This is a genomic window from Domibacillus mangrovi (assembly GCF_001906925.1).
Taxonomy (GTDB): Bacteria; Bacillota; Bacilli; order Bacillales; family Domibacillaceae; genus Domibacillus; species Domibacillus mangrovi.
Window position 1 is genome coordinate 294430 of the sequence record NZ_MRWQ01000004.1, and the last position, 25173, is coordinate 319602.

General features: G+C 39.5%; 24 protein-coding genes and 1 pseudogene. 23 read left to right on the plus strand and 2 right to left on the minus strand.

Annotation, left to right across the window (positions count from 1 at the left end; translation table 11 throughout):
* Positions 1 to 74 precede the first annotated feature (74 nt).
* Complete coding sequence (locus BLL40_RS04940) at positions 75 to 1124, minus strand: S-layer homology domain-containing protein (RefSeq protein ID WP_073710800.1); 1050 nt, start codon at positions 1122 to 1124, stop codon at positions 75 to 77.
* Positions 1125 to 1233: 109 nt separating this feature from the next.
* On the opposite strand from BLL40_RS04940, the gene BLL40_RS04945 reads away from it, so the two are divergent.
* Positions 1234 to 1671 carry a YaiI/YqxD family protein gene (locus tag BLL40_RS04945; RefSeq protein ID WP_073710801.1) on the plus strand — a complete coding sequence of 146 codons (438 nt, stop codon included), beginning with the start codon at positions 1234 to 1236 and terminating at the stop codon, positions 1669 to 1671.
* Between the two features lie 151 nt (positions 1672 to 1822).
* A complete protein-coding gene (locus BLL40_RS04950; RefSeq protein ID WP_073710802.1) occupies positions 1823 to 4228 on the plus strand; it encodes an S-layer homology domain-containing protein in 2406 nt (801 codons plus the stop codon).
* 88 nt (positions 4229 to 4316) lie between these two features.
* Here BLL40_RS04950 and BLL40_RS04955 read toward each other — a convergent pair whose 3' ends face one another.
* Positions 4317 to 5123 carry a hypothetical protein gene (locus BLL40_RS04955; protein WP_073710803.1) on the minus strand — a complete coding sequence of 269 codons (807 nt, stop codon included), beginning with the start codon at positions 5121 to 5123 and terminating at the stop codon, positions 4317 to 4319.
* A 237-nt stretch (positions 5124 to 5360) separates the two neighbouring features.
* Between BLL40_RS04955 and BLL40_RS04960 the strand changes: the two genes are divergently transcribed.
* The 21 genes and pseudogenes from BLL40_RS04960 to BLL40_RS05060 form a co-directional block, all read left to right on the plus strand.
* Positions 5361 to 7457, plus strand: a complete 2097-nt coding sequence (locus tag BLL40_RS04960) for an S-layer homology domain-containing protein (RefSeq protein WP_073710804.1) — start codon at positions 5361 to 5363, stop codon at positions 7455 to 7457.
* A 124-nt stretch (positions 7458 to 7581) separates the two neighbouring features.
* Entirely contained in the window at positions 7582 to 8328 is a 747-nt protein-coding gene (locus tag BLL40_RS04965) for a YveK family protein (RefSeq protein WP_073710805.1), read from the plus strand.
* Positions 8318 to 9028, plus strand: coding sequence for a CpsD/CapB family tyrosine-protein kinase (locus BLL40_RS04970; protein WP_073710806.1), 711 nt, complete (start codon positions 8318 to 8320; stop codon positions 9026 to 9028). The genes BLL40_RS04965 and BLL40_RS04970 overlap by 11 nt, the downstream gene beginning before the upstream one ends.
* Before the next feature lie 87 nt (positions 9029 to 9115).
* The gene (locus BLL40_RS04975; protein WP_342743112.1) at positions 9116 to 9883 is read left to right on the plus strand and encodes a tyrosine-protein phosphatase; all 768 of its coding nucleotides are present in this window, start codon (positions 9116 to 9118) and stop codon (positions 9881 to 9883) included.
* Positions 9884 to 10161: 278 nt separating this feature from the next.
* Positions 10162 to 11994 carry a polysaccharide biosynthesis protein gene (locus BLL40_RS04980; protein WP_073710808.1) on the plus strand — a complete coding sequence of 611 codons (1833 nt, stop codon included), beginning with the start codon at positions 10162 to 10164 and terminating at the stop codon, positions 11992 to 11994.
* Between the two features lie 93 nt (positions 11995 to 12087).
* The gene (locus tag BLL40_RS04985) at positions 12088 to 12291 is read left to right on the plus strand and encodes a hypothetical protein (RefSeq protein ID WP_245797897.1); all 204 of its coding nucleotides are present in this window, start codon (positions 12088 to 12090) and stop codon (positions 12289 to 12291) included.
* Entirely contained in the window at positions 12246 to 12359 is a 114-nt protein-coding gene (locus tag BLL40_RS17715) for a winged helix-turn-helix domain-containing protein (protein ID WP_245797895.1), read from the plus strand. Before BLL40_RS04985 ends, BLL40_RS17715 begins: the two co-directional genes overlap by 46 nt.
* Positions 12360 to 12525: 166 nt before the next feature.
* A complete protein-coding gene (locus BLL40_RS17720) occupies positions 12526 to 12951 on the plus strand; it encodes a transposase (RefSeq protein WP_245797890.1) in 426 nt (141 codons plus the stop codon).
* On the plus strand, positions 12948 to 14258 hold the full coding sequence (locus BLL40_RS04995) for a lipopolysaccharide biosynthesis protein (protein WP_095532821.1): 1311 nt from the start codon (positions 12948 to 12950) through the stop codon (positions 14256 to 14258). The genes BLL40_RS17720 and BLL40_RS04995 overlap by 4 nt, the downstream gene beginning before the upstream one ends.
* Complete coding sequence (locus BLL40_RS05000; protein ID WP_073710811.1) at positions 14242 to 14760, plus strand: acyltransferase; 519 nt, start codon at positions 14242 to 14244, stop codon at positions 14758 to 14760. The genes BLL40_RS04995 and BLL40_RS05000 overlap by 17 nt, the downstream gene beginning before the upstream one ends.
* 108 nt (positions 14761 to 14868) lie before the next feature.
* Complete coding sequence (locus BLL40_RS05005) at positions 14869 to 15963, plus strand: glycosyltransferase (RefSeq protein WP_073710812.1); 1095 nt, start codon at positions 14869 to 14871, stop codon at positions 15961 to 15963.
* A gap of 72 nt (positions 15964 to 16035) precedes the next feature.
* Positions 16036 to 17280 carry an O-antigen ligase family protein gene (locus tag BLL40_RS05010; RefSeq protein WP_083566306.1) on the plus strand — a complete coding sequence of 415 codons (1245 nt, stop codon included), beginning with the start codon at positions 16036 to 16038 and terminating at the stop codon, positions 17278 to 17280.
* 159 nt (positions 17281 to 17439) lie between these two features.
* A protein-coding gene (locus BLL40_RS16760; RefSeq protein WP_425429397.1) for an IS5 family transposase occupies positions 17440 to 18209 on the plus strand; the annotation gives its coding sequence in 2 pieces (ribosomal slippage) (positions 17440 to 17767 and positions 17767 to 18209; 771 coding nt in all).
* Between the two features lie 84 nt (positions 18210 to 18293).
* Positions 18294 to 19304 (plus strand): NAD-dependent epimerase, encoded by a 1011-nt coding sequence (locus tag BLL40_RS05025; protein WP_073710816.1) that lies wholly within the window; start codon positions 18294 to 18296, stop codon positions 19302 to 19304.
* A complete protein-coding gene (locus tag BLL40_RS05030) occupies positions 19304 to 20584 on the plus strand; it encodes a nucleotide sugar dehydrogenase (protein ID WP_073710817.1) in 1281 nt (426 codons plus the stop codon). Before BLL40_RS05025 ends, BLL40_RS05030 begins: the two co-directional genes overlap by 1 nt.
* A 16-nt stretch (positions 20585 to 20600) precedes the next feature.
* On the plus strand, positions 20601 to 21782 hold the full coding sequence (locus tag BLL40_RS05035) for a glycosyltransferase family 4 protein (RefSeq protein ID WP_073710818.1): 1182 nt from the start codon (positions 20601 to 20603) through the stop codon (positions 21780 to 21782).
* A gap of 4 nt (positions 21783 to 21786) precedes the next feature.
* On the plus strand, positions 21787 to 22356 hold the full coding sequence (locus tag BLL40_RS05040) for an acyltransferase (protein WP_159434192.1): 570 nt from the start codon (positions 21787 to 21789) through the stop codon (positions 22354 to 22356).
* 20 nt (positions 22357 to 22376) lie between these two features.
* Complete coding sequence (locus tag BLL40_RS05045) at positions 22377 to 23540, plus strand: glycosyltransferase family 4 protein (protein ID WP_073710820.1); 1164 nt, start codon at positions 22377 to 22379, stop codon at positions 23538 to 23540.
* Between the two features lie 14 nt (positions 23541 to 23554).
* The gene (locus tag BLL40_RS05050) at positions 23555 to 24160 is read left to right on the plus strand and encodes a sugar transferase (RefSeq protein ID WP_073710821.1); all 606 of its coding nucleotides are present in this window, start codon (positions 23555 to 23557) and stop codon (positions 24158 to 24160) included.
* On the plus strand, positions 24157 to 24783 hold the full coding sequence (locus BLL40_RS05055; protein WP_073710822.1) for an acetyltransferase: 627 nt from the start codon (positions 24157 to 24159) through the stop codon (positions 24781 to 24783). Before BLL40_RS05050 ends, BLL40_RS05055 begins: the two co-directional genes overlap by 4 nt.
* A 22-nt stretch (positions 24784 to 24805) precedes the next feature.
* Positions 24806 to 25173: pseudogene (locus BLL40_RS05060) on the plus strand (aminotransferase class I/II-fold pyridoxal phosphate-dependent enzyme); the annotation flags it as partial.

Sequence of the window (25173 nt, forward strand, 5' to 3'; positions counted from 1 at the left end):
AAATCAATATTTCTACGTAAGGGTGGCTGTCCCATTCATAGAATTTCTGAATGGGGCAGCCACCTTGTTTACTATCATCTCGTCATAAACATTTGTGTGAAATACGAACCGTAGTCGCCGCCTTCTACATAACCAATCCCGATTTCAATAAAATCAGGGTTCAGTATATTTTGACGGTGGCCCGGGCTGTTCATCCAGCTGTTCATGACATGTACGGCCGTATCTTGTCCGGCTGCGATATTTTCACCGGCAGACATATAATCAAGACCGAAGTCCTTCATCATCTGAAACGGTGATCCATATGCAGGCGAAGTATGATCGAAGTAATCATGATCCCGCATATCTTTTGACTTCACGCGTGCTACATAAGAAAGATCATTTGCAAGCTTAAGAGTGTTCACACCCGCATTGATCCGTTCCTGATTCACAAGAAGGAAAATTTGCTGTTCAGTGGCATTTGATTTGAAAGTTGGATCAATGTTATAGGATGGTTTAGTAGGTGCTTCCGGTTCTGTACCAGGCTGTTGAAACTGCACAATATTAGACATGAAAATAGCCATCTGACCCCGTGTTACGATGCCATCAGGGTCGTAAAGATTGTTCCCTATCCCTGATGTGATGCCCGATGCAGCGAGCGCGTGAATGTACGGAGCCGCTTTCAAACGATCAGGTACATCTGAAAAGGGTGTGTCAATGGCTCCTTGCAAGTTGAACGCTTTCACAAGAATAATCGCCATCTCAGCGCGTGTTAATGGCCGATCCGGATAAAATCGATCATTCATAGAAAAAATGCTCTGGCTGGTGAGTTCTGCAATATACGGATAGGCCTTCTGGTTCGGTGAAATATCGGTGAAAGTAGATTCAATGTCAGTGTTCGGTGTGATGTTCATCATGCGGCCAACGAAAATCGCGCTCTGAGCTCGGGTAACGGATTCATTTTGTCTGAATGTACCGTCAGGAAATCCAGAGATCACCTCTCGTGCGGTCATTTCTTCAATGGCTGTATAAGCTCTTTCACTTGGATAGACATCAGAAAACGAAGCAGCTTCTGCCGGTGTTATGAACAGTGAGGCTGCGAAAAGGACGGACATAACAATAGGAAAAATACGCCTTTTTTTCTTCATGGTTATTCTCCTTTACCATTATTTTCTTCTACTATATCATAAGAGTACTGCCAAAAAACTAGACTTTTGGAAAAAAACGATGAAGTTAGAAAGAAAGAGGCGATTTAATTTGACAAAACTATTAATTGATGCAGACGGATGTCCGGTTGTTGACATTGCGTGTGAAACAGCGAAAAAGTTCGGCCTATCTGTCGTCTTAATTTGCGATACAGCGCATGAAATGTCACGCCCTGGAGCGGAAACCATTATCGTCTCAAAAGGAATGGACGCGGTCGATTTCGTTCTCGTGAACCGTGTCCAAAAAGGGGATATTGTCGTGACGCAAGATTACGGACTGGCGGCGATGGTTCTCGCTAAACAAGGTTTCGCGATCGACCAAAACGGCAGGGAATATACCCCGGGAAATATTGATCAGCTTTTATTAAGCCGTCATACCGCGAAAAAGATTCGGCAGGCAGGCGGCCGTTTAAAAGGGCCGAAGAAGCGGCGGAAAGAAGATGATAGACAATTTGCACAAAGTTTAACGCGGATGTTTTCTGACAATTAGTAAAAGTAACCTATGGAGGATTTTGAAGGATTTCAGTAGGGTAAATGTAGGAGGGCAGTTTGTGTCTTTTGGTATTTGTAGAGACCATCTAGTCTATGGGAGAATAATAGAGTAATTGACAATTATTATTCACTTTGGAGGAATTAGATAAATGGCTTATCAATCAAAATCATACCGTAAATTCGTTGCGGCAGCGGCAACAGCAACGCTTGTAGCAACAGCTGTCACTCCGGCGTTCGCGGCATCATCTTTTACGGATGTTTCAGACCGTTATAAAGAAGCAGTCGACTATTTAGTTGACAACAACACTACAAACGGAATCAGCGAAACAAAATTCGGCACGGATTTAACGATTAAACGTGTAGATGCGGCAGTTATGATTGCCAAAGCACTAAAACTAGATACAGAGGGTGCGAAAGATTCTGGCTTTACAGATTTGCCGGAACGTGCGGTACCGTATGTCAACGCATTGAAAGAAAAAGGTATCATTAACGGAAAAACAGAGACATCATTCGGCGCGGCACAAGACATTACACGCGGCGAAATGGCGCTTATTATTGCTAGAGCATATGACTTGGAAGGCAACAAAGCAAACTTAGCCTTTACAGATGTATCGGATCGTTATGACGAAGCCGTTGCAGCACTTGTGGACAACAAAGTGACATTTGGTAAAACGGAAACGAAATTTGGTACAACCGATTCCGTCACACGTGGAGAATTTGCTCTCTTCCTTTACCGTTTAGCGACACCTGAAGAAGTTACAGCTCCAGCTGTAGCAAAAGTGGAATCCGTAAACGCAAAACAAATGGCGGTAACATTCAACATAGAAGTGGATAAAGGTGCGGCAAATACAGCTTCTCTTTACACATTAAACAATACACAGGCGTCAAAAGCAGTCTTGTCTGAAGATGAAAAAACAGTCTTGCTTACATTCAACGGTGGCACTGAAGTAAAAGATGGTGTGCTCGTTGTCAATCCGGTTGCGACGAAAGCAGATAAAGCCGTCCAAACGGCGAAATACACATCGGTCTTTACATATGAAGATACAGTGAAACCAGTTGTAACGGATACGGCGTACGCAAATGGTGTTATTACGCTTACATTCTCAGAAGAATTGAGCGCGGCGCCATCGGTTGTCCGGATTGACGGTACACCAATCGCGGCAGACGCGGTAACATTGAATGCTTCGGATAAAACAAAAGTGGAGATTACAAGCTCGCTTGACACAGGCGCTTCCGCATCGGTTTATGTAGCAGGCGCGAAAGACACGGCGGATAATGCGAACGAAATGGACTTGTATAACGGTTCTGTCTCCGCTCCAACAGTAGATACAAATAAACCGCATGTGACAAACGTGCAAGTAACTGGTCAAAACACAGCGAAAATTACGCTGAGCGAAGCGATTACACAAACCGAGGTAGATGCGACATTGCAGCAGGGCGCTGAGCAGAAGGCTGTAAAACTTATCAAAGACACATCTGATGTGAACGGCAAAACATATACATTGACAGTAGCGGGTGATCTCTTCGGTGAAGAGTCCACGAGCGAAACATTTACGCTGTATATACAAAAAGAAGCAATGACCGATGCATCTGGTTTGAAAAATGACCTGTTTTCAACAACACTCACATTTGTCAAAGATACACAGGCACCAGTTCTTGCTTCTTCTGATTTAACAGAAGGCAACACAGCAATGACGTTCACATTTGATGAAGCTGTTACACCAGTGGGTGCTTCATCTGCGATCGACATCCGCAATGCGGACGGCGTAAAGTTTGCAGCGAAAGCGGTCAGCTTGTCTGATGATCAAAAGACATACACAGTAGACATTGTGGGTGGGGACGCGGCTATGAGCGCGGGCACGTACACTGTATCATTCCCGGCGAACTACTTTACGGATGTTCATGGAAATAAAGCAGGCGTGATCACAGATACGTTCACGGTTGGCGAATCGACAAGCACAGATACGGACAAACCGACAGCATCTGTTGCAACTGCAGGTACAAACACATTTACAGTGACGTTCAGCGAAGAAGTGACAACCTCTGCACTTGCCCTGTCAAACTACCGTTTGGATGGACAAGCATTGCCGGCTAAAACAGACATCTATTTCACAGATGCATCGAAAAAAGTGGTGATGATTGAGCTTCCTGAAGGGGCAATCAACATCGGTGACCAAACAAGCGGCGCACCGGCTGTATTGAACGTGTCCGGCGCAGCAGACAAAGCGGGCAACGTCATGACATCGGCAAACTTTGTTGTTACAGTGAAAGACAACACACCAGCTGTTATGACAGATGTGAAAACAGTCGGCACAGCAGTGGTTGTGACATTCTCTGAAAACGTAGCATTCGACAACGATGCGATTGACGCGAACACAGTCTTTAATGTGAAAGTTAACGGCACAGAAGCAGAAGCACAAAACATGACAACGGTAAACGGCAACGCGAAACAAGTTCAATTCAATCTTGCCGCGTCACCGGCATCTGCCCCAACGGTAGAAGTAAAAGACAACCAGACTGCATTGAAAGATGCTAACGGTGTCCTCGTAAAATAATTGTTTGGAAACGGAGTAACGAACCAATCGTTCCATAACCCGAACATCCAAAAAGCAGCCATCCCGATCAAAGGATGGCTACTTTTTTTTATAGTCCGGTTACTTTGCTAAGCAACTCACTGCGGCGGCTTTCTTTCATTGCTTCATAGTCTGCCTTATATTGCTTCGCATGAGAATCACTGAAGCCATTTGCTTTTAGCTCACTTGTTAAGCCAGAGTATAACGAGTTAAAGGCTGCATCTGTTTTAGATTCAACGTTCGCAGCGGCACCGTTGTATTTTTGATAAAAGTAAGCGGGATTAATCGTTTCGCCAGCTGCTTTTTTCTGGACGTATTCGCCTTTCGCTTGGCTAATTAATGAAGCGAGCTGTGAATCTACTTGGCCTTCTAAACTTTGAAATGAAGAATTATAACGGGCTTTAATCGCATCAACAGTCATTGCAGAAGGTGCTTCGTCCGTACCGCCTGTATGACCGTTCGATCCTGAACCAGACCCTCCATCACTCGAACCGTTACCTGTACTGCCAGTGTCTCCGTTAGAGGAAACGGGCTTAGAACTCGACCCGCCATTATTTGTACCGCCTGTCTCTGTTGACGCGGCAGCCGCATATTCCGGCGAAGCAAACCATTCATCAGAATTCATAACAGCTCCATTTTCTAATAGAAAGTTGCCGTCTTTATCGACAATAACAAGACCCTTTTTATCTTTTTGCGCACCTTCTGGGATCGGTGTCCCCTCAGGATAAGCAATGGAATAAGGCGAATCAATAATGTCATCCACTTTTTCATCAGCTACATCATATGTTTTCACCTTTGTGAAATAGTACAATGTTCCGCCTCCGATTACTGCAACGAAAAGAATAACGATTAATCCGATCTTGACAAATCTTCTCAAATTAAACCACCTTCCACCAAATGAATTGTTATTTTTACCAGTATATCACGAAAAAAACAAAAATAAATATTACCTAAATAATCTGAAAAAATGTGAATATCGTATGAATAATTGTTAAAGTTTTGAAAGGAAGTATTGATTTAATCTATATAACTCTGTATGATTTGAACTATAATCACAGGTGAGGGAATTCCTGTGTCAGCAAAAACTCAATAAAATGACGAGGTGACGACATTGGTGAAAAAATATCCATTCAGCAACAAAGCAGCAAAAGCCATGATCGCAGCAACAATTGCATTCACTCCTGTTGCAACAACAGCAGGTTTGTTTGAGGCGAACAAAGTAGAAGCAGCGTATGTTCAAAATACGTCACACTTTGCAAGTGTAAAAAGCTTTGAAACGTATGCAAAGGCAATTAAAGATCAGGCACAGCAAGATTCTGACGTGGCCTTAGCCTTAAGTTCACTTGATTGGGAACTTGCATTGGCTGATGCTTTTGAACAAGGGGCGACTAGTAAACAAAAAGAAGCTGTTGCTGAGCTTCTTGGATTACAAGCGAGTATTTATGCAGGTACATATAAAACTGATGATTTGCAAAAATTTATAACTGCATACAAAGATGAGTTAGGTACAAATCTTACAGATACTAATATTCTTGCTTATCTGCAAAAAGTCGAAGCGGCAGTATACAATGAAATTACGACAGCTTCATTTACTGGAAATTATACGTACACTTTATTCAGTGCATTGGCTAATGCTGTTCGTACTGTTGATGAAGCGGGAATAAAAGCCAACGTTTCTTCTGTTCTTGTCTTGACAGATGCCAAATTACAAACGGTTGTTTCAAATATTGAAGGCCACTTAGCTGCAAACCCTTATAACGTATCAAGAACACAATTGAAAAATGCAATGATCAAGGCTGGTATGGCTTGGTATCAGCTTTACGGACATGAAACTGGTGGCGGAGGTGGTGGAACACCGCCGCCTATAACACCGCCACCGGTAGTAACACCACCGCCTACTCCAAAGGACCCGGTAGTTGTTGCGCCAGAAATCAAGGAAAACGATACAACCGTAACTGCAACTATTCCAGCGGCGCTTCAAACACAAATCGTCGCGAATGTAACAGCCGAAACACCTAAAGTGGAGATTACGATTCCTGCAAGAACCGATGACAAAGCAGTCGCTATTGATATTCCAGGATCGCTTGCAGCAGCTATTAAAGGAGCAGCACCTAAAGCGGATATCGTCATCAATGCAGGTGGAACAAGATATGCCCTTCCATTATCACAAGTGAATCTTGCAGCTCTTGCAGCGGGTCTTGGCGGAGACTTATCACAAGTATCATTGCGCGTTACAATTGATCAGTTAACGAGTACGGAGAGCGCAGATCTACTTGTGAAAATTCAAGCTATCAAAAATCCGCCAACAGCAGCTTCTTCGCAAACAAAAGCGGCAGCGGTCGCTCCAGGTATTGCCCTCGTTGCACCAGTAGTGGGCATTAACGTTGAACTCGTTTCAGGTAATAATGTTATTGAAATGAAAACGTTTGGCGATATGTATGTGGAACGTGAATTTGTACTAAACAAAACAGTGGATACGAACCGTACAACAGGTGTTGTCGTAGCAGCAGATGGTTCATTTAAAGCACTTCCAACAACATTCAAAACTGAAGGCAGCCAGCAAATTGCCGTTGTAAGCTCATTGACAAACGATGGCATGATTACAGTCATCGAGAGCAGTGTAACATTCCCAGATGTTCATGGTGGAAAAAACTGGGCTGAAAAGTACATCGAAACACTTGCATCAAAATATATCATATCGGGTACAACAGCTGGGACGTACAAGCCGAATGATTACATGACGCGTGCTCAATTTGCATTGCTTTTGAGCCGTTCACTTGGCTTGCCAAGCGTTGAATATGATAACCGTTTTAAAGATGTAAAAGGTGATGAGTGGTTTAATGTGGACGGTGCATTGATGGCAGCTGTACAAAGCGGCATCGTTGCTGGTAAAGCGGACGGCACATTCGCACCGAACGACCGCATCACACGTGCAGAAGCAGCGGCAATGATCGGCCGTGCCCTTAACTTGAATAGTATCAAATTCGATTCTTCTAAATTGGACACAACGAAAAAACTAGCAGACTTCAAAGATGCGAAAACAATCGGCGCCTCTACTCGTGAAGATGTCTTGAAAGTCTACCAAGCTGGCATCATGGCAGGCGCAAGCAATGGTACATTCCAGCCGAACGAGTTCACAAAACGCGATCAAATGGCGCGTATCCTTGCTGAATTCTTAATCAAAGCAGATTTAATGGAAAACATTAAATAAGAAGAGTTTGAAAGGGTCTGATCCAGGCAACAGGCTGGATCAGACCTATTTTATGTGGATATCGGAGAGCCAGATGATAGTATGATATAATATCGGAAACTATTCGCATCATGGGAGGAACTACATGGAAGAAACTATTAGCCTGAAGGAATTGGCGGAAACACTGAAAAAAAGGCTGAAATTGATCGTCCTCATCACGATCACAGCGACGCTCATCAGTGGACTTATCAGTTATTTTCTATTAACGCCAATCTATCAAACGTCAACTCAGCTGCTTGTGAATCAGGCCAAAACAGACCAGCAAGTATACAACACAGCTGAAGTACAGACGAACCTTCAACTTATCAGCACGTACAACGTCATTATGAAATCACCGGCTATTTTAGACAAAGTATCAGAGAACTTGGCACTTGATTTATCAGCCACACAGCTGTCTTCTAAAATAACTGTTCAAAGTGAGCAAAATTCACAAGTCGTCAATATTAACGTACAAGATGAAGATCCAGGCATTGCGGTCGACATCGCGAATGAAACAGCGCGTGTCTTCCAATCAGAGATCGTACATATTATGAATGTCGACAACGTCAGCATTCTCGCCCCAGCCGAAGTGAAAGAAAACATGTCTCCTGTAAAGCCCCAGCCGATGCTCAATATCGCGATTGCGACCGTTGTCGGCTTAATGGCAGGTGTCGGCCTTGCGTTCTTACTAGAATACTTGGATAACACGGTGAAAACAGAACAAGACGTAGAGAAGTTACTCGGTCTTCCTGTCCTTGGCAGTGTCACGACAATCGAGACCAATGAAGGACCATCATCTAAACCATCTTCACAAACAAAACAAGCAGTAAGAGGTGAATCGGTTGGCTCTTAAGCGGAAAAATAAAACACCAGTAGCACCAGGTTCTGCGAAACGGAAACTCATTACATATACCAATCCAAAATCTCCTATATCAGAACAATACCGGACCATCCGGACGAACATATTATTCTCATCTGTCGATCAGTCGCTTCGCTCCATTCTTGTCACATCGACGAGCCCGGGAGAAGGGAAATCGACAACGATCGCGAACCTCGCTGTCGTCTTCGCCAACCAAGGCAAAAAAGTGCTGCTCGTTGATGCGGATATGCGTAAACCGACGATGCATTACACATTCGGTCTGCAAAATACATTTGGCTTAACGAATATTTTAACGAAACAAACAACATTGGAGGCAACGGCGGTCCAGTCAGACATTGAAAACCTGTCTATTTTAACATCAGGCCCGATTCCGCCAAATCCGGCTGAACTGCTCGGTTCATTCTCGATGAAAGAATTTCTGGACCATTCACTCGAAAAATATGATTTCGTTTTATTTGATACACCGCCTGTTCTCGCGGTAACAGACGCGCAAGTACTCGCCAATCAATGCGATGGCACGATCCTCGTCGTGAACAGCGGCAAAACAGAAATTGATGGGCTCCAAAAATCGAAAGACTTGCTGCAATCAGCGAAAGCCAAGCTGCTCGGTGTTGTCTTAAATAACCGCAGTATGAAAGATTCAAGTTATTATTATTACTATGGTAAAGAATAATGTGCGATTTTGTTAAGTTACCAGAAAGTACTATAAAATTCTACAATTTATGCTATAATCAATTTACAATATAGGTTAAAAGGAGGATTGCAAGTCATTATGGTGGATCTTCATAGTCACATTTTGCCAGGACTAGACGACGGAGCCGCAAATATAGCTGAAAGTGTCGAAATGGCGAAACAGGCAGAGCAGGAAGGCATTCAAATGATTGTTGCAACGCCTCATCATCAAAACGGTCAATATGAAAATGAAAAAACAGCTGTGGAAGCAGCTGTTTTAATAATGAATCAACACCTTAATGACGCGAATATTGGTGTGACCATTTATGCAGGGCAGGAAGTACGTATGTATGGTGAATTAGTAGAAGATTTTGAAAAAAATAAATTGTTGCCGATTGGCGAGTCAACACATATGCTGATCGAATTTCCATCAAGCGGAATCCCAGCATTTACGGAACAAGTGCTGTTTGATATACAGCTGCGAGGCATTACGCCCATTATCGTGCACCCGGAGCGCAACATGGCGATCAGTGAAAATCCGGACAAGCTGTACAAACTGATTAAAAACGGTGCACTTTCTCAAATAACCGCAGCGTCTATTAATGGTCAATTTGGCAAAAAGATTAAACAGTTATCGATGCAGCTCATCGAAGCAAACTTAACACACTTTATTGCATCTGACGCGCATAACACGACAACACGCGCTTTCGGGCTTAGGCAGGCATACGACGCAATCGATCCTAGTTACGCCGAATACTTCAAAGAAAATGCACAAATCGTCCTAAACGGCGGCTACATCACGAAAGAACAACCGTATCACGTTGCCCGCAAAAAAAAATTCCTTGGCCTATTTTAATGAAACATGACAGGTAGACTAAAAAGAAAACGGTAATGTCTCCTCACCGGTATCAATGGAGGCACTCGGTCACACTGTGGGTTCAGCAGGACAATCTGAACCTTAGACGCAACTTGTCGTCAATAGTGTGGTGTGAGGACGGGTTAGATGCCCGATTTATTATCATTCACGCAAATACATGAAAAAAACAGCTAATAAAAACACATTCATCATGTGTGTTTTTATTAGCTGTTTTTTGTTCCCTATCTATCTATTAACATGAAAGAGGTGAAGAGGTATTGGCGTATCAAAAAAGAATGTCCTTTTTAATTGGGCTTGATTCAGCCATCGTTTTATTTTCGATTTATATCGGTTACTTTATTTTACATCCATATATGAACATATACAGTCCCAGTACACTATTGATCAGTTCGATCGCGCTGCTCGCCAGCCACCATTTCTTTGCGGCGATTTACCGGCTGTATCATAAAGCGTGGGAATACGCCAGTGTGCGGGAATTAATCGCCATTGCCAAAGCGGTCACGTTTTCCATTTCAGCAACAACGATCGTCCAGTTTGCCGCGTTTCAAGACGTCTATATTCGGGTGCTTCTCGTGACGTGGATGCTGCACATATTGCTGATCGGCGGTTCCAGGTTTTCATGGAGAGTATACCGCGACCGATACATACGCAAACATCACGACGAAAGAAAGCGGACGATGATCGTCGGCGCCGGTTCAGGCGGCTCCATGGTCGTCCGTCAGCTGTTAACGAATGAAGCAGAATTTGAACCAATTTTGTTTGTTGACGATGACCCAAACAAACTGCGCCTGCAAATTCACGGCATTACCGTTGAAGGGACAACCCGTAACATTCCATTGCTTGTCAAAGAACACGAGATCGACAACATTATCATTGCGATTCCGTCATTAAAGCGCCAGCAAATCAATCACATTTATGAGCAGTGCGCCAAAACAGATGCGAAAGCGCAAATCATGCCATTAATTGAAGATGTCATCACCGGCAAGCTGTCCGTCAGTAGCCTTCGCGACGTGGCGGTAGAAGACTTACTTGGCCGTGATCCGATCGAGCTCGACATCGAATCCATTGCGGAAAACATTACGGGCAAAACGGTGCTCGTCACCGGTGCAGGCGGCTCAATTGGCTCAGAAATTTGCCGGCAAATCAGCATTTTTAAACCGAACAAACTCGTCCTCGTCGGCCACGGTGAAAACAGCATTTACCAGATTGACATGGAAATGCGCAACAGTCACGGACATTTGATTGAAATCGTTCCGGTGATCGCAGACGTTCAAGACCGCGAGCGCATGTTTGACGTGCTAAATACATACCGTCCGGACGTCGTCTACCATGCGGCCGCTCATAAACACGTGCCGCTTATGGAATACAACCCGAAAGAAGCGGTCAAAAACAACATTTTCGGCACGAAAAACACAGCTGAAGCAGCTGCCGAGGCAGGTGTGAAACGATTCGTCCTCGTCTCAACCGATAAAGCGGTTAACCCGACAAATGTCATGGGCGCGACAAAACGCGTCGCCGAAATGGTCATCCAGCAGCTTGACCGCGAATCAGAAACAACATTCACAGCCGTCCGGTTCGGCAACGTCCTCGGCTCACGCGGTTCCGTCATTCCGCTTTTCAAGAAACAAATTGAAGCAGGCGGACCAGTTACCGTGACACACGAAGACATGACACGATACTTCATGACGATCCCAGAAGCATCAAGACTTGTCATTCAGTCAAGCGCACTCGCACGCGGCGGAGAAATCTTCGTCCTCGACATGGGTGAACCGGTCAAAATTGTCGACCTCGCCCGCAACTTAATTAAGCTGTCCGGATATACAGAAGACGAAATTGGAATTGAATTCTCGGGACTCCGGCCAGGGGAGAAAATGTTTGAAGAACTGCTCAACGAAAATGAAGTGCATCCAAAGCAAGTCTTTCCGAAGATTCATATTGGGAAAGCAGGGGTTGTGGAAGGGGAGGTACTTTGGCGGTTTATCAGCAGTCTTCCTAGTAAGGATACAACTTTATTAAAAGAGCAGTTGATTGAGGTTGCGAATACGAAAGAGGATTTAAAAATGGTTATGAAAGAAGCAATCAGTTTTTGATCTATATAAATCCTGCTAAACAAATCGACACGTATGAAGTCCTATCGGTCTTGGCGACACTGCTAGTATAACCTAGTGGAGGAGCGATGAAACATGAAACAATTAAAGGTGACGAATACACACGGCTCGACAGTAGAAAAGTTAAAAGAATACGAACGTACACTAAAGAATGCCTCTTCTTTAAAACGAGTCATGGCGGTTCGCTTCGTGATGGAAGGATGCCAGGGACTTGGAGTGGCCCGATCCTTCATGTGCATCGCTGGGGATTTCGCTATACAAGACCAACGTACCGCCTGAAAAAGGCGGATGTTGAAAAACAAAAACACTTCCAGCATGATCTGGACATGGTAAAAAAACTTCTCTGATGAGATGATCCTATTCTACGCGGACGAAACCCATATTCGCGATTAACAGGCTCTTCATGCGACATGGACTCCCGTCGGAAGACAAAAGCACATTCCCACTCATGGACATCATGCGAAAGTGAGCTTATTTGGTGCGGTCAATGCGCAGAGTGGCGAATGATTCTGTATGGAATCCTTTTCCTGTAATGCGGAGACTTTTCTTCAGTTTCTGCAGTACTTAACAGCTGAAAACAAGGACAAGCATCTGGTCATCGTACTCGACAATGCCCTCATTCATCACGCGAAGCTGATTCAGCCCTTCTTGAAGCAGCATGAAGACCAATTAACGCTCCTGTTTCTCCCGCCTTATTCACCAAATTTGAACATGCTGGAGCGTATTTGGAAATGGCTCAAGGGAAAGTGTCATTGCCAACCGGTTTCATGCTTCACAAAAAGAAATACGGGCTTCTGTCCGCTCATTTATGGAGTATCTGGCCACTTTTCCAGACAAGGTGCTGCAAAGAATGGGCGTAGTTCAGATGTTGAAAGATTAAACGGAATTTATATACTCTATATTAGGGAAACGGGGGTTCTAGAAGGTGAAGGTTTGTGAGCAGTTTACCAGGTGAAAACAAGGAGATCAACATGAATCTTAGAGGTAAGTCTATGAAAAAAATAAAGATTTTATCGAATATTTCATGGACATTTTCAGGGAATATCATTTATGCATTAACACAGTTTATGCTTTTATCCGTAATTGCAAAAATTGGAGGGCCGGCAGAAGTAGGGATATTTACCTTGTCTTTGGCAATTGTCTCTCCAGTGTTCTTATTACTAAATTTAAGGCTTAGAACTGTTATAGTAACGGATTCTAATGACGATTATAGTTTTTGGGACTACGAGAATTTAAGGAAATTCACAAGTGTTATAGCAATATTAATTATTTTAGGTATTGTCATGATTTCGGATTATACTTTTTATATTTACACTACAATTTTAATGGTATCAGTTGCTAAATTATTTGAAATGAAAATAGATTTGTATTACGGTTTTTTTCAAAAGAAAGTATTATTTGATGTTATTGCGAAGTCAGTAATAATGAGAGGGATTTTAAATTTACTAGTTGTAACTACTATCTATTTTTTTAGTGAGAATTTGATGTGGTCTATGTTGGGTATGGCTATAACTAACTATACTATTTATTCTTTTTACGACAAAAAACACATAAAGAAGTATATAAATATAAAAAAAAGTAGCAAAAAAGTAAACTTTGTAAAAATTAAAATGTTATTTTTACTAGCATTACCACTAGGCCTTTCAACTTTAATTGGTTCTTTAAATACTAATGTACCTCGTTATATAATTGAAAACAAGTTAGGTTTATATGAACTGGGTATATTTTCCGGATTAGCTTATCTATTGGTAATAGGTAATACACTATTAAATGCAGTTTCTCAAGTGTTTATGCCAAAATTAAGTCAACTTTCAAAAAAAAATGATTATGATAACTTTGAGTCTTTGCTGAAAAAAATGATTTTCTCCGGAATGATAATGAGTTTATTGATGATTATTTTTTTTAGTTTTGCAGGAGAACTAGTTTTGACTATTATATATTCAAAAGAATATCTTGAATATACACAAGTTTTAATGATATTAGTTATAGGTGTTTCTGTACTATATAGTTCGGTCTTCCTTGGTACGGCTATAACGGTACTTAAAGAATTTAAAATACAGCCATATATACATTTTACTAGCCTTATATTTTTAACTTTTGCGTCTTTAATATTAATAGAAAATTATAGGTTAGTCGGAATGGCTTGGGCTTTAGTGATAGGTTATTTTGTAACATCATTAGGATATTTTTTCATTTTAAAAAATATTCTTAAAAGAAGGAGAAGTATAAATGATACGAATATGTAAAAAAATTAGTAGAATATATAAAATTAAAAAAAATCCAATCGAATATGCTAGAAAAATAGGTGTTGATGTTGGAAAAGACTGTAGGTTCCTGGGTATAAAATCCGGGACTTTTGGCTCTGAACCATATTTGATTAAGATAGGTAATCATGTAACATTAACTAGTGGAGTTCAATTTATAACTCATGATGGTGGAGTTTGGATTTTTCGTAAGGAAATACAGGATATTGATGTTTTTGGTAAAATAATTGTAGGGGATAATGTTTTTATTGGCATTAGTTCTATAATTATGCCAGGAGTAACAATTGGCAATAATGTAGTTATAGGTGCAGGGTCTGTAGTTACTAAAAATATTCCTTCAAATTCGATAGCAGCTGGTGTTCCGGCAAAAGTTATAAACACATATGATGAATACAAAGTAAAGTCTCTTAGAAATTCTTTGAATATCAAAAACATAGAGCCTGATTTAAAAAAGAAAATTTTAGTTGAAAAATTTTTGAATTAAATAAATATACTGTTATAAAGCCTTATTTATAACTACGAATTGATGAGGGGAAAATTCCAAAGTTACATAATGAAACACCAAGTACATAGAATGTGAGTGATGATCAGAATGAAAGTACTACAAGTGTTTTCAAAATTAGATAAAGGCGGGGCCGAACTTCGCACAATTGCATTATCAAAGGAATTAAAAAGGCATAATGTTACATTTGATTATTTGTGTTTATCTGGGAAAAAAGGATCTCTAGACGATGAATTAATAAAAGAAGGCTCAAAAATTTATTATGTAAAATTGAAAAGTCCAAAATTCTTTTCGGAATTAAATAATATATTAAAAAAACACGCCTATCATGCTGTCCATTCCCATGTATTATATGCATCTGGTATTATTCAATGGATTGCCAAACGTAACCAGGTTCCAGTGAGAATTAGCCATTTCAGAAGTACGGGTAGTGGAAAACAAGAATCTTATTTCACTCAAAAAAGAAATTCTTTATTATTGAAATTAATTGTTAATCAATCAACTGATATTCTTTGTGTAAGCAAAAGCGTCAAAAAAGCGATCTTTAAACATATGAAACAAATACCAGATCATGTGAAAGTTATGTATAACGGGTTTTCAGAGGATTCAATTTTCAAAGGGGTTCGTCAAAAAGAAAAAAAAGTCATTATACATGTTGGTCGAATGATTTTAGATAAAAATCATATGAAAGTTTTAGAGGTTTTTAAAAAAATTCATGATCGTGACAAGGAATTCAGGCTAGTATTAGTTGGTCAAATCAATAATCAAATAAAAGAGAAGTTGGATGAATTTATTTCCGAGAACTCTTTGAATGAATCTGTGGTTTTTTTAGGTGTACGTAACGATATACCTGAATTATTAAGTTCGAGTTCTTTAATGATTTTTCCGTCAAAGAGAGAAGGGCTTCCTGGCGGGGTTCTAGAAGCATTGATTAATGGAATTCCAGTTTTAGGAAGTGATATAGATCCAATAAAAGAACTTAAACAATACTATGGAAAATTAGAGTGTATAAATATTAATGAAACATCTAATAAGTGGGCAGAGAGGGCAATGAATTTGGTAAATAAACATAATAAAATAAAGCAAAGTTCGGAAGAGTTGACTATTCAATTGAGGCAAACTCCATTCTCAATTGAGAAAAATATTAGTGAGATATTTGAGATGTATGATAGAGACAATAAATAAAAGAAATGGCGATGGAAATGATAAATCAGTATGAAAAAGATAAAAAATTAAAGAGGGGATACAAAATATAATATGAAACAATATCAATTGTTTATAATATCAATATATCCTTTCTTTTTTTCATTATCACCTTATATTCAACGTGTATATGGTATTGATAAGGAGCTTACTACAATGCTCTTTTTATTACCATTCATGATACATGGGTTATCGTTAAAGAAAGAGTTTTTCAAAATTCTTAAAGAAAATAAATACTATTTTATTTTAAGTATATACACACTACTTGGTTTACTATGGACTGAAGAATTATTTCGAGGTATGTACTTGGTATATAATATGATCGTAGCGCCATTCATAGCAATGAGTTTAATCAGAACTAGGAATGGTTTAAAGGTATGGAGAAATTTCTCTTGGAGTGTTTTACTTCTAAGTCTTCTGTTACATAGTGATTTGTTAAAAGTATTTTTCAATTATTATGAAGTTCAGCGTTTTGCATATTATTATGGTGATATTTCTTTAAATCCAAATTCTTTTGGATTATGGCTTAACTTAAGTTTAGCTTATTTTATAACAATAGGTATTAAACTGTATCAAAATAAAAATCTTTCTAATTTCCGGCTTCTTATTTTAATAATGAATATTACATTAACTGTTTACTTTATGGTAATTACTGTTTCAAGGTCTACTATGATTGCAGGTATAGTAGCTGTTTTTTTGTTGATTATTATAAGCAAAAGTAAATTAGTAATCGTATTAACTTCTTTTTTAGTGAGTTTTACTTTGTTGTGTGTTTTAATCACTTTGAATATGGACGGATCTAACCAAGGAGGGTTTATTATAGATAGGTTTTCAACTCTGGACTTAAATGGAAGAGAAGATATTTGGGGAATAGTTTTTAATACTTCCTTTGAGAGTCCGGATAAATTTCTATTCGGTGTAGGCACCGGTGGAGCTGAGAAGGAAATTGGCTCTGCTCATAGCGAAGGTACAGTTCGTATAAGTGATGATGGTACAGCAAGAACAAGTACACATAATGTTTATTTACTTTTTTTGTTACAAGGAGGAGTTGTGGGGATTTTTATATATCTAATGTTTTTAATAAACTTGTTTAAACTAACATTAACAAGAATAAAAAGTACGTTCATGCACATTGGAATCTTATACTTAATAACAACTTTTGCGATCATGTCTTTGACAGGTAACTTAATTTATAATCCTATATATCCATTTTTAATAGCAATAGCTTTAGCCTTATTAACAAAAAAAGACAATACAAAAACCTATGATACGGAATGTTTTCAAAAAATGTTTATATAAGTATTTGGGGTAGTCTTGGTCTCAAAAACTTTTTAAGTATAAAATCAATAGAGAGAAGTTTAACTAGGTTGTGTCTGAAAACTAAAAACATAAAATAAGCGTTGCCTCGTCTTGGGATTATGGCTACAATCATATCCATCAGATTGAGGAGATGGAAATATAGCAGCGAAACGGTATGAAATAGACGATCATCAATGGGAACAAATCAAAGAGTTATTTCCGCGAGCGAAAACCGGCCGTCCAGGAAAAGACAATCGTGACATGTTTAACGCCATCTTATGGATCGCCAGAAGTGGAGCCGCGTGGCGAGACTTACCCGAACGGTATGGCCCATGGAAAACGGTTTACAGCCGATTCTGCAAATGGCGTGATGATGGAAGCCTTGAAACTATTTTTTATGCGTTAAATGTTGAGATTGATGATGAAAATTTGATGATTGATTCTACCTCTGTCAAAGCCCATCAGCATAGTGCAGGGGCTAAAAAGGGGCTGTAAATGCCGAGTCAAACCAGCATATTGGAGTAAGCCGCGGCGGACACACAACGAAAATCCATACGGTTGTAGATGGATTGGGGAATCCCATTTACTTTCAACTATCTGCCGGCAGCGTTCACGATTCGAAGGTGGCCACAGAAGTTCTTTCCCATGTCCCGTTAGAACAGGGCTGCGTCGTGGGCGATAAAGCCTACGGAACAAAAGAAATCCGCGACTTTATCACCTCTCATCAAGCAACTTATATCATTCCGCCCAAATCAAACACGGTCCATCCGTGGGCATGTGATTGGTGGGTGTATAAAGAGCGCCATTTAGTCGAGTGTTTTTTCAATAAATTGAAGCATTTTCGTCGGATCGCTACTCGTTATGACAAGCTAGCTTCTTCTTTTTTAGCCTTTGTTTATGTTGCCTCCATTTTTGTATTATCTAAATAAGGGAGAAGTGTGGAGTTTTCAGACACACTCTAGTTTTTGAAAAATTTTATTATTGTAAATATGAATTATTAAGGAGACATTAAAATGAAAATTCTTATTACCGGTGTAGCTGGATTTATAGGCTCTCACCTATCAAAAAAACTGTTGAATAATGGTTATTCTGTTATAGGCATCGATAACTTAAACGATTATTATGATGTTAACTTAAAACATTCACGCCTTTCTTTTTTAGAAAATGAAAATTTCTCCTTTGAGAAAGCGAACTTAGAAGATCGCGATGCAGTTAATGAGATCTTTCAGAATCATCAACCAGATACAGTGATTAACTTAGCTGCGCAGGCAGGAGTTCGATACAGTTTAGAGAATCCACATGCTTACATTGATTCTAACATTGTCGGCTTTACAAATATTCTAGAAGCCTGCCGTCATAATAAAGTAGGTCAATTGATTTACGCATCTTCAAGTTCTGTTTACGGTGCTAACACAAATCTCCCTTTTTCTGTGCATGATAACATTGATCATCCAATTAGCTTGTATGCCGCAACAAAGAAAGCGAATGAATTAATGGCTCATACATACAGCCACTTATTTGGATTACCGACTACGGGACTTCGTTTCTTTACTGTTTATGGTCCATGGGGTCGTCCTGATATGGCGTTATTTCTCTTTACGAAAGCGATCATTAATGGCGAGCCGATTAAAGTATTTAATAACGGTGAAATGATGCGTGACTTTACATATGTGGATGACATTGTGGAAAGTATTTACCGCCTTGTTCAACGTAAACCAGAACCAAATCCTAATTGGGATGGTAATGCGCCTGATCCAGGAACAAGTTACGCTCCTTATAAAATTTACAACATCGGTAACAACAGTCCAGTTAACTTAATGGACTTTATAGGAGCAATTGAAGAAAAACTAGGGATCGAAGCGAAGAAGGATTTTATGCCGTTGCAAGCAGGTGATGTACCTGCAACATATGCGAATGTAGAAGATTTGTATCGGGATATTGATTTTAAACCGCAGACATCGATTAAAGATGGCGTTGGTAAGTTTGTTGATTGGTATATTAATTATTATGGGGTGAAATTATAATGAATCGTAAAATTGGTGTTGTAGGATTAGGTTATGTAGGTCTACCGGTTGCAGTGGCTTTTGGGAAAGAACATGATATTGTTGGCTTTGATATTAACCAGCATCGTATTGAAACACTTTTAGATGGTATGGATTATACAAATGAAGTAACAAGTGAAGAGTTACAGGAAGCAAATATTATGTTTACGAGTAATCCATCTAGCTTAGCTGAGGTGGATTTTATTATTGTTGCTGTACCAACACCGATTAATGAGCATAAGCAGCCAGATTTAACACCGCTTCTTAAAGCATCGGAAACAGTCGGTGCAAACTTGCAGAAAGGTACAATTGTTGTTTATGAATCAACTGTGTACCCGGGTGCGACTGAAGAAGTCTGTGTTCCAATGTTAGAAGCTAAATCAGGATTGAAAGCGGGAGAAGATTTCTTTATTGGATATTCACCGGAGCGCATTAATCCGGGGGATAAAGAACATACATTTACAACGATCACAAAAGTTGTATCTGGTCAGACAGATGAAGTTCTTGAAATCGTAGCTGACGTGTATAGTTCAGTTGTGAAAGCAGGCGTTTATAAGGCGAGTTCAATCAAAGTAGCAGAAGCGGCCAAAGTCATTGAAAATACGCAGCGTGATGTGAATATTGCGCTTATGAATGAGTTAGCCCTTATTTTTGACCGATTGGACATTGATACATCGGAAGTATTAAAAGCGTCTGGTACAAAATGGAATTTCCTGAACTTTACTCCGGGACTTGTTGGCGGACATTGTATTGGTGTTGATCCCTACTATTTAACACATAAAGCAGAATCAGTAGGGCACCATCCAGAGGTTATCTTAGCTGGCCGACGAATTAACGATAACATGGGAAGCTTTATAGCAACATCACTTGTGAAGAAGATGATTCATAATAATCTTCAAGTGCAAGGTGCGAAGGTGACAGTGCTTGGTTTGACATTTAAAGAAAATGTTCCCGACTTGCGTAATTCAAAGGTTATTGACGTGATTCGTGAACTGCAGGAGTTCGGAGTAGATGTACAAATCACGGATGCACAGGCAGACAGCAAAGAAGCAGAAGAAGAGTATGGTGTAAGTTTAATTGATTATAATGAATTGGAGGCTGCTGACGCCGTTATATTTGCTGTTCCTCATAGGGAGTATACAGAACAAGGATGGGAACAGTTCGAACGTCTTTTGAAAAACGGCAAGGGAATAATAATTGATATCAAAAGCAGATTAAATAGAAATGATTTTCCAGATGGAATAACCATTTGGAAACTATGATGTTAGGTGAATTTTTATGAAAATAGCTTGGGCACATGATCATTATTTCTTGCGCAATTCTAAAAATAATCAATTTTACTCTGAAGTAGAATTTCCTTATGAACATTGGACTCGCTATTTAAGTGCTTTTGAGCAATTAAGCGTAATGTCGAGGCATAAGTATATTAATACAGATAATACTGGGAATCTTAATTTATCAAGTGGTGACAATGTGGATTTTATAGAAATACCAAATTTAAACAACCCACTTAAAAAAATAACTTCTTTGAGAGAAGCAAGAAAGAGAATTCGTCAAACTTTACTTAAATCTAGTGGTTTAATAGCTAGGCTACCTAGTGAAATAGGTTTATTAGCTATAGAAGAAGCAATTAAACTAAAAAAACCATGGGCTGTCGAATTGGTAGGCTGCCCATGGGATGCTTTAACTAACTTAAATAATTGGAAAGCAAAAGCTTATGCGCCATTTTTAACTAAAAAAGTTGCAAAAGCAGTGAAAAATTCCACCCATGTTCTTTATGTTACTGAAAACTTTTTGCAAAATAGATATCCGACTAATGGGAAAAGCATTCATTGTTCTAATGTAAACATTGCAATGCCCAAAGACGATGTGTTGAAAAATCGTCTTCAAAAAGAAAAAGGAGAAACAACCATTGTTGGTTTAATTGGATATTTATCTTTTTACAAGGGTATTGATACTGCTATTAAAGCGATATCAGAGTTATCCAAAAATGAAAAAAAGGTTGAATTGCATATTTTGGGTGGAGGATTAAACGAGACATGGATAAACTTTGCGATGAAAAATGGTCTATCTGAAGATCAAATAAAGATAAAAAGAGTGCCAAGTGGAGAACCAGTGTTAAACTGGTTGGATACTTTGGATATTTATATTCAGCCCAGTCGAACGGAAGGATTGCCGAGAGGATTAATTGAAGCAATGAGCCGTGGATGTCCGGCAATAGCTTCGTCTGTAGGTGGGATACCAGAATTATTAACTAATGAATTTATTCACGCACCTAATGATTTTAAAGAACTAGCAGTTAAAATTGAAAAAATTATTTCTAACAAGGAATTATCTAAGAAATTATCGATAGAAAACTTTGAAAAATCAAAGCTTTATTCTAGAGGCATATTAGATGAAAAAAGAAAAAGTTTTTGGGGAGAATATGCGGATTATATAAAAGGAAATGGGAGCATCTGATTATATGAAGACTATATTGTATCAATTAAGATGGGCCTTGCCGTTGTGGACAGTAATATTTATAACGGGCTGGCTTCCAGATAATAAAATAAGCCTCAAAGTTAGAGGGAAGTTAGCGAGTTTTTTTATAAAAAATTGCGGGAAGAACTTTTTGATGGGAAGAGATGTAACGCTGTTAAATACAAATAATTTAACTATAGGGGATAATGTATATATAGCAAAGGGTTGTTGGATAAATGCTATGGGAGGATTAAAAATAGAAAATGAAGTTATTGTTGCTCCTTACGTAGTTATTAGTACTTTGCAACATGTATATCAAGATTATTCAGTTAGATTTGGAGGTTCCATTGCCGCCCCAGTTCGAATTGGAAGAGGAACGTGGCTAGCTGCCCATGTATCCGTCAAATGTGGTGTTAGTATAGGAAAAGGTAATTTAATAGCAGCTAATGCATTTGTTGCTAATGATACAGAGGATCATGCAGTAATGGGTGGTGTACCTGCAAAAAAAATAAGTGATGTGAAAAATCAAAAGGCAGATTTTTATAACCGCTCTGAATTTGAAAAATCTAATTAAACATAAATTTGAGGTATTGTATGAATAAAAAAATAATTCATATTGTTACTGTTTCTAAAAGCGTTAATCTAATGAAAGGACAACTTGAGTTTCTAAAAGCTAATGGTTATAGTCCTTTAATTATCTCATCACCTGGAGAAGAATTAGAATTTGTAAGAAAAAACAGGCAAGTTGATATACAACCGGTACAGATCGAAAGGGAAATAAGCATTATAAAGGATTTGAAATCTTTAATTAAGTTAATATTAGTGTTAAAAAAGGAAAAACCAGTTCTTACAAACGTTAGTACACCAAAAGCGGGTTTATTGGGTGGGATCGCTGCATTTATAACAAGAGTACCATGTAGGGTTTATACACTTAGGGGGCTAAGGTTCGAAACCACTTCGGGTTTAAAGCGTGTTATATTAATGAATTTAGAAAGACTTTCATGTGCTTTAGCTCATGAAGTTATATGTATTTCTCCAAGTTTGAAGTCAAAGGCTATTGATTTTAAACTTGTAAGTAAAGAAAAAGTTAATGTATTAGGTTTTGGTAGTAGCAACGGACTAGACTTGAGTTTTTTTCCAAACAAAGCGATGATACAGGATGATATTGATGAAATTACTCAAAATCTGAAAATACCAAAGGATTATCCAACAGTTGGTTTTGTAGGACGCCTGACGAAAGATAAAGGAATAGAAGACTTAATAGAGGCCTATAAATTGCTTCTTAAAGAAAAACCCACCGTTCAATTATTATTAGTGGGTGATTACGAATCTGGGGATCCTATCGATAGAAAATTAGTAGAAGAAATAGCAAAAAATCCACAAATATTTAAAACAGGCTTTGTTAAAAGTGCTGTTCCTTACTACTATCTTATGGATATCTTGATTTTCCCTACTCATCGAGAAGGTTTTGGTAACGTATCGATTGAGGCGGCTGCTTGTAGTATTCCCGTTATTACTACTGAAGCGACGGGAGCGCGAGATACTGTTGAAAAAGATAAAACAGGTTATGTCGTTCCAATAGCAGACTTCAATGCAATCTCAGAGAAAGCGGCACTGTTATTGAACAATAAAAATTTAAGAGTAGAAATGGGTAGAAACGGTAGAAAGATGGTCGAACAAAAATTTCGCTCATCTTTTATTTGGAAAGAGTTATTGAATACTTATGAAAGATTATTAAAGGGAAATACATTGAAATAAAAAGGGAGATAAATTTGAAAAGAATTTTTGATTTTATTTTTGCGTTCATGGTAGTTATATTGCTATCTCCGATTGTTTTATTAACTTTTATTGCTATTAAAGTAAAAATTGGTTCTCCTGTTATATTTAAACAACCACGCCCAGGCTTGCATGGCAAGCCTTTTTTTGTATATAAATTCCGGACGATGACGGATGAGCGGGATGAGAATGGTGAATTGCTGCCGGATTCGATTCGTCTAACGCCGTTTGGTCAGTTGCTCCGGAAATTGAGTTTGGATGAGTTGCCGCAGTTGTTTAATGTGCTGAAAGGTGATATTAGTCTTGTTGGTCCGCGTCCCCTTTTAATGGAGTATCTGGACCTGTACACGCCAGAGCAAGCTCGCCGTCATGAGGTTCGGCCTGGCATTACAGGATGGGCACAGGTAAATGGACGGAATGCGATTTCGTGGGAAGATAAGTTTAAGCTTGATGTATGGTATGTCGATAATCGGTCGTTCTGGCTCGATATTAAGATTTTGTTTATGACGGTGCAGAAGGTGTTTAAGTCCGAGGGAATTAGTCAGGCTGGACATGTCACAATTGAAAAGTTTGCTGGTTCGAAAGGCGCTGATAACGAGTGAAGCCGATTATTGTAATTGGTGAAGGTGGCCATAGTAAAGTAGTACAAGATATTATTGCGGCAGAGGGAATTTATGAAGTGATTGCGGTTCTGGACGATAAATATGATGATGTGTTTGAGAAGGATCGTGTTTTAATTGGTCCTATTTCGTATGCAGAGAAGTTGATTGCAGACACAGATGCTGTATTTGTGGTAGCCATTGGGAATAATCAAGTCCGTGAACAGATTGCTAGAATATTGTTTGAAGCGGGTGCTGTGTTTGAGGCAGTCGTTCATCCTTTTGCATCGGTTAGTCCTTCTGCTGTTATTGGTACTGGTACGGTTGTAATGGCAGGAAGTGTGATTAATGCGGATGCAGTGATCGGGGAGCATGCGATTATTAATTCTGGTGCTGTTGTGGAGCATGATAATCGAATTGGCGATTTCGTACATGTTTCACCTGGTGCTGTGTTGACGGGGAATGTGTGTGTTGGCGCAGGTGCTCACATTGGCGCGGGTGCGACAGTCATTCCAGGGAAGACGATTGGCGCATGGTCAGTTGTTGGTGCAGGGACAGTAGTCATTGATAATATTTTAGATGATGTAACGGTGATTGGTGTGCCAGCGAGAGTAATGAAAAAATAATAATACATAAAGGAGTGATCGTATGTCTGAGCAACTAAAAATTTATTTGTCTTCTCCGCACATGAGTGGGAATGAACAAAAGTATATTAATGACGCGTTTGAAACGAACTGGATTGCGCCGCTTGGCCCGAATGTGGATGGGTTTGAGCGTGAGATTGCGAAGTATACGGGAGTCCGGGATGCGGCAGCGGTAAGTTCGGGAACAGCGGCGATTCATCTGGCGCTTCGTCTTTTGGATGTGCAGGCTAGTGATGTTGTGTTTTGCTCAAGTTTGACGTTTGTGGCAAGTGCAAATCCCATTATTTATGAGAACGCTGTGCCTGTTTTTATCGATTCAGAGCCTGAGGACGTGGAATATGTCACCAGACGCTTTAGAGAGGGCTTTACGCG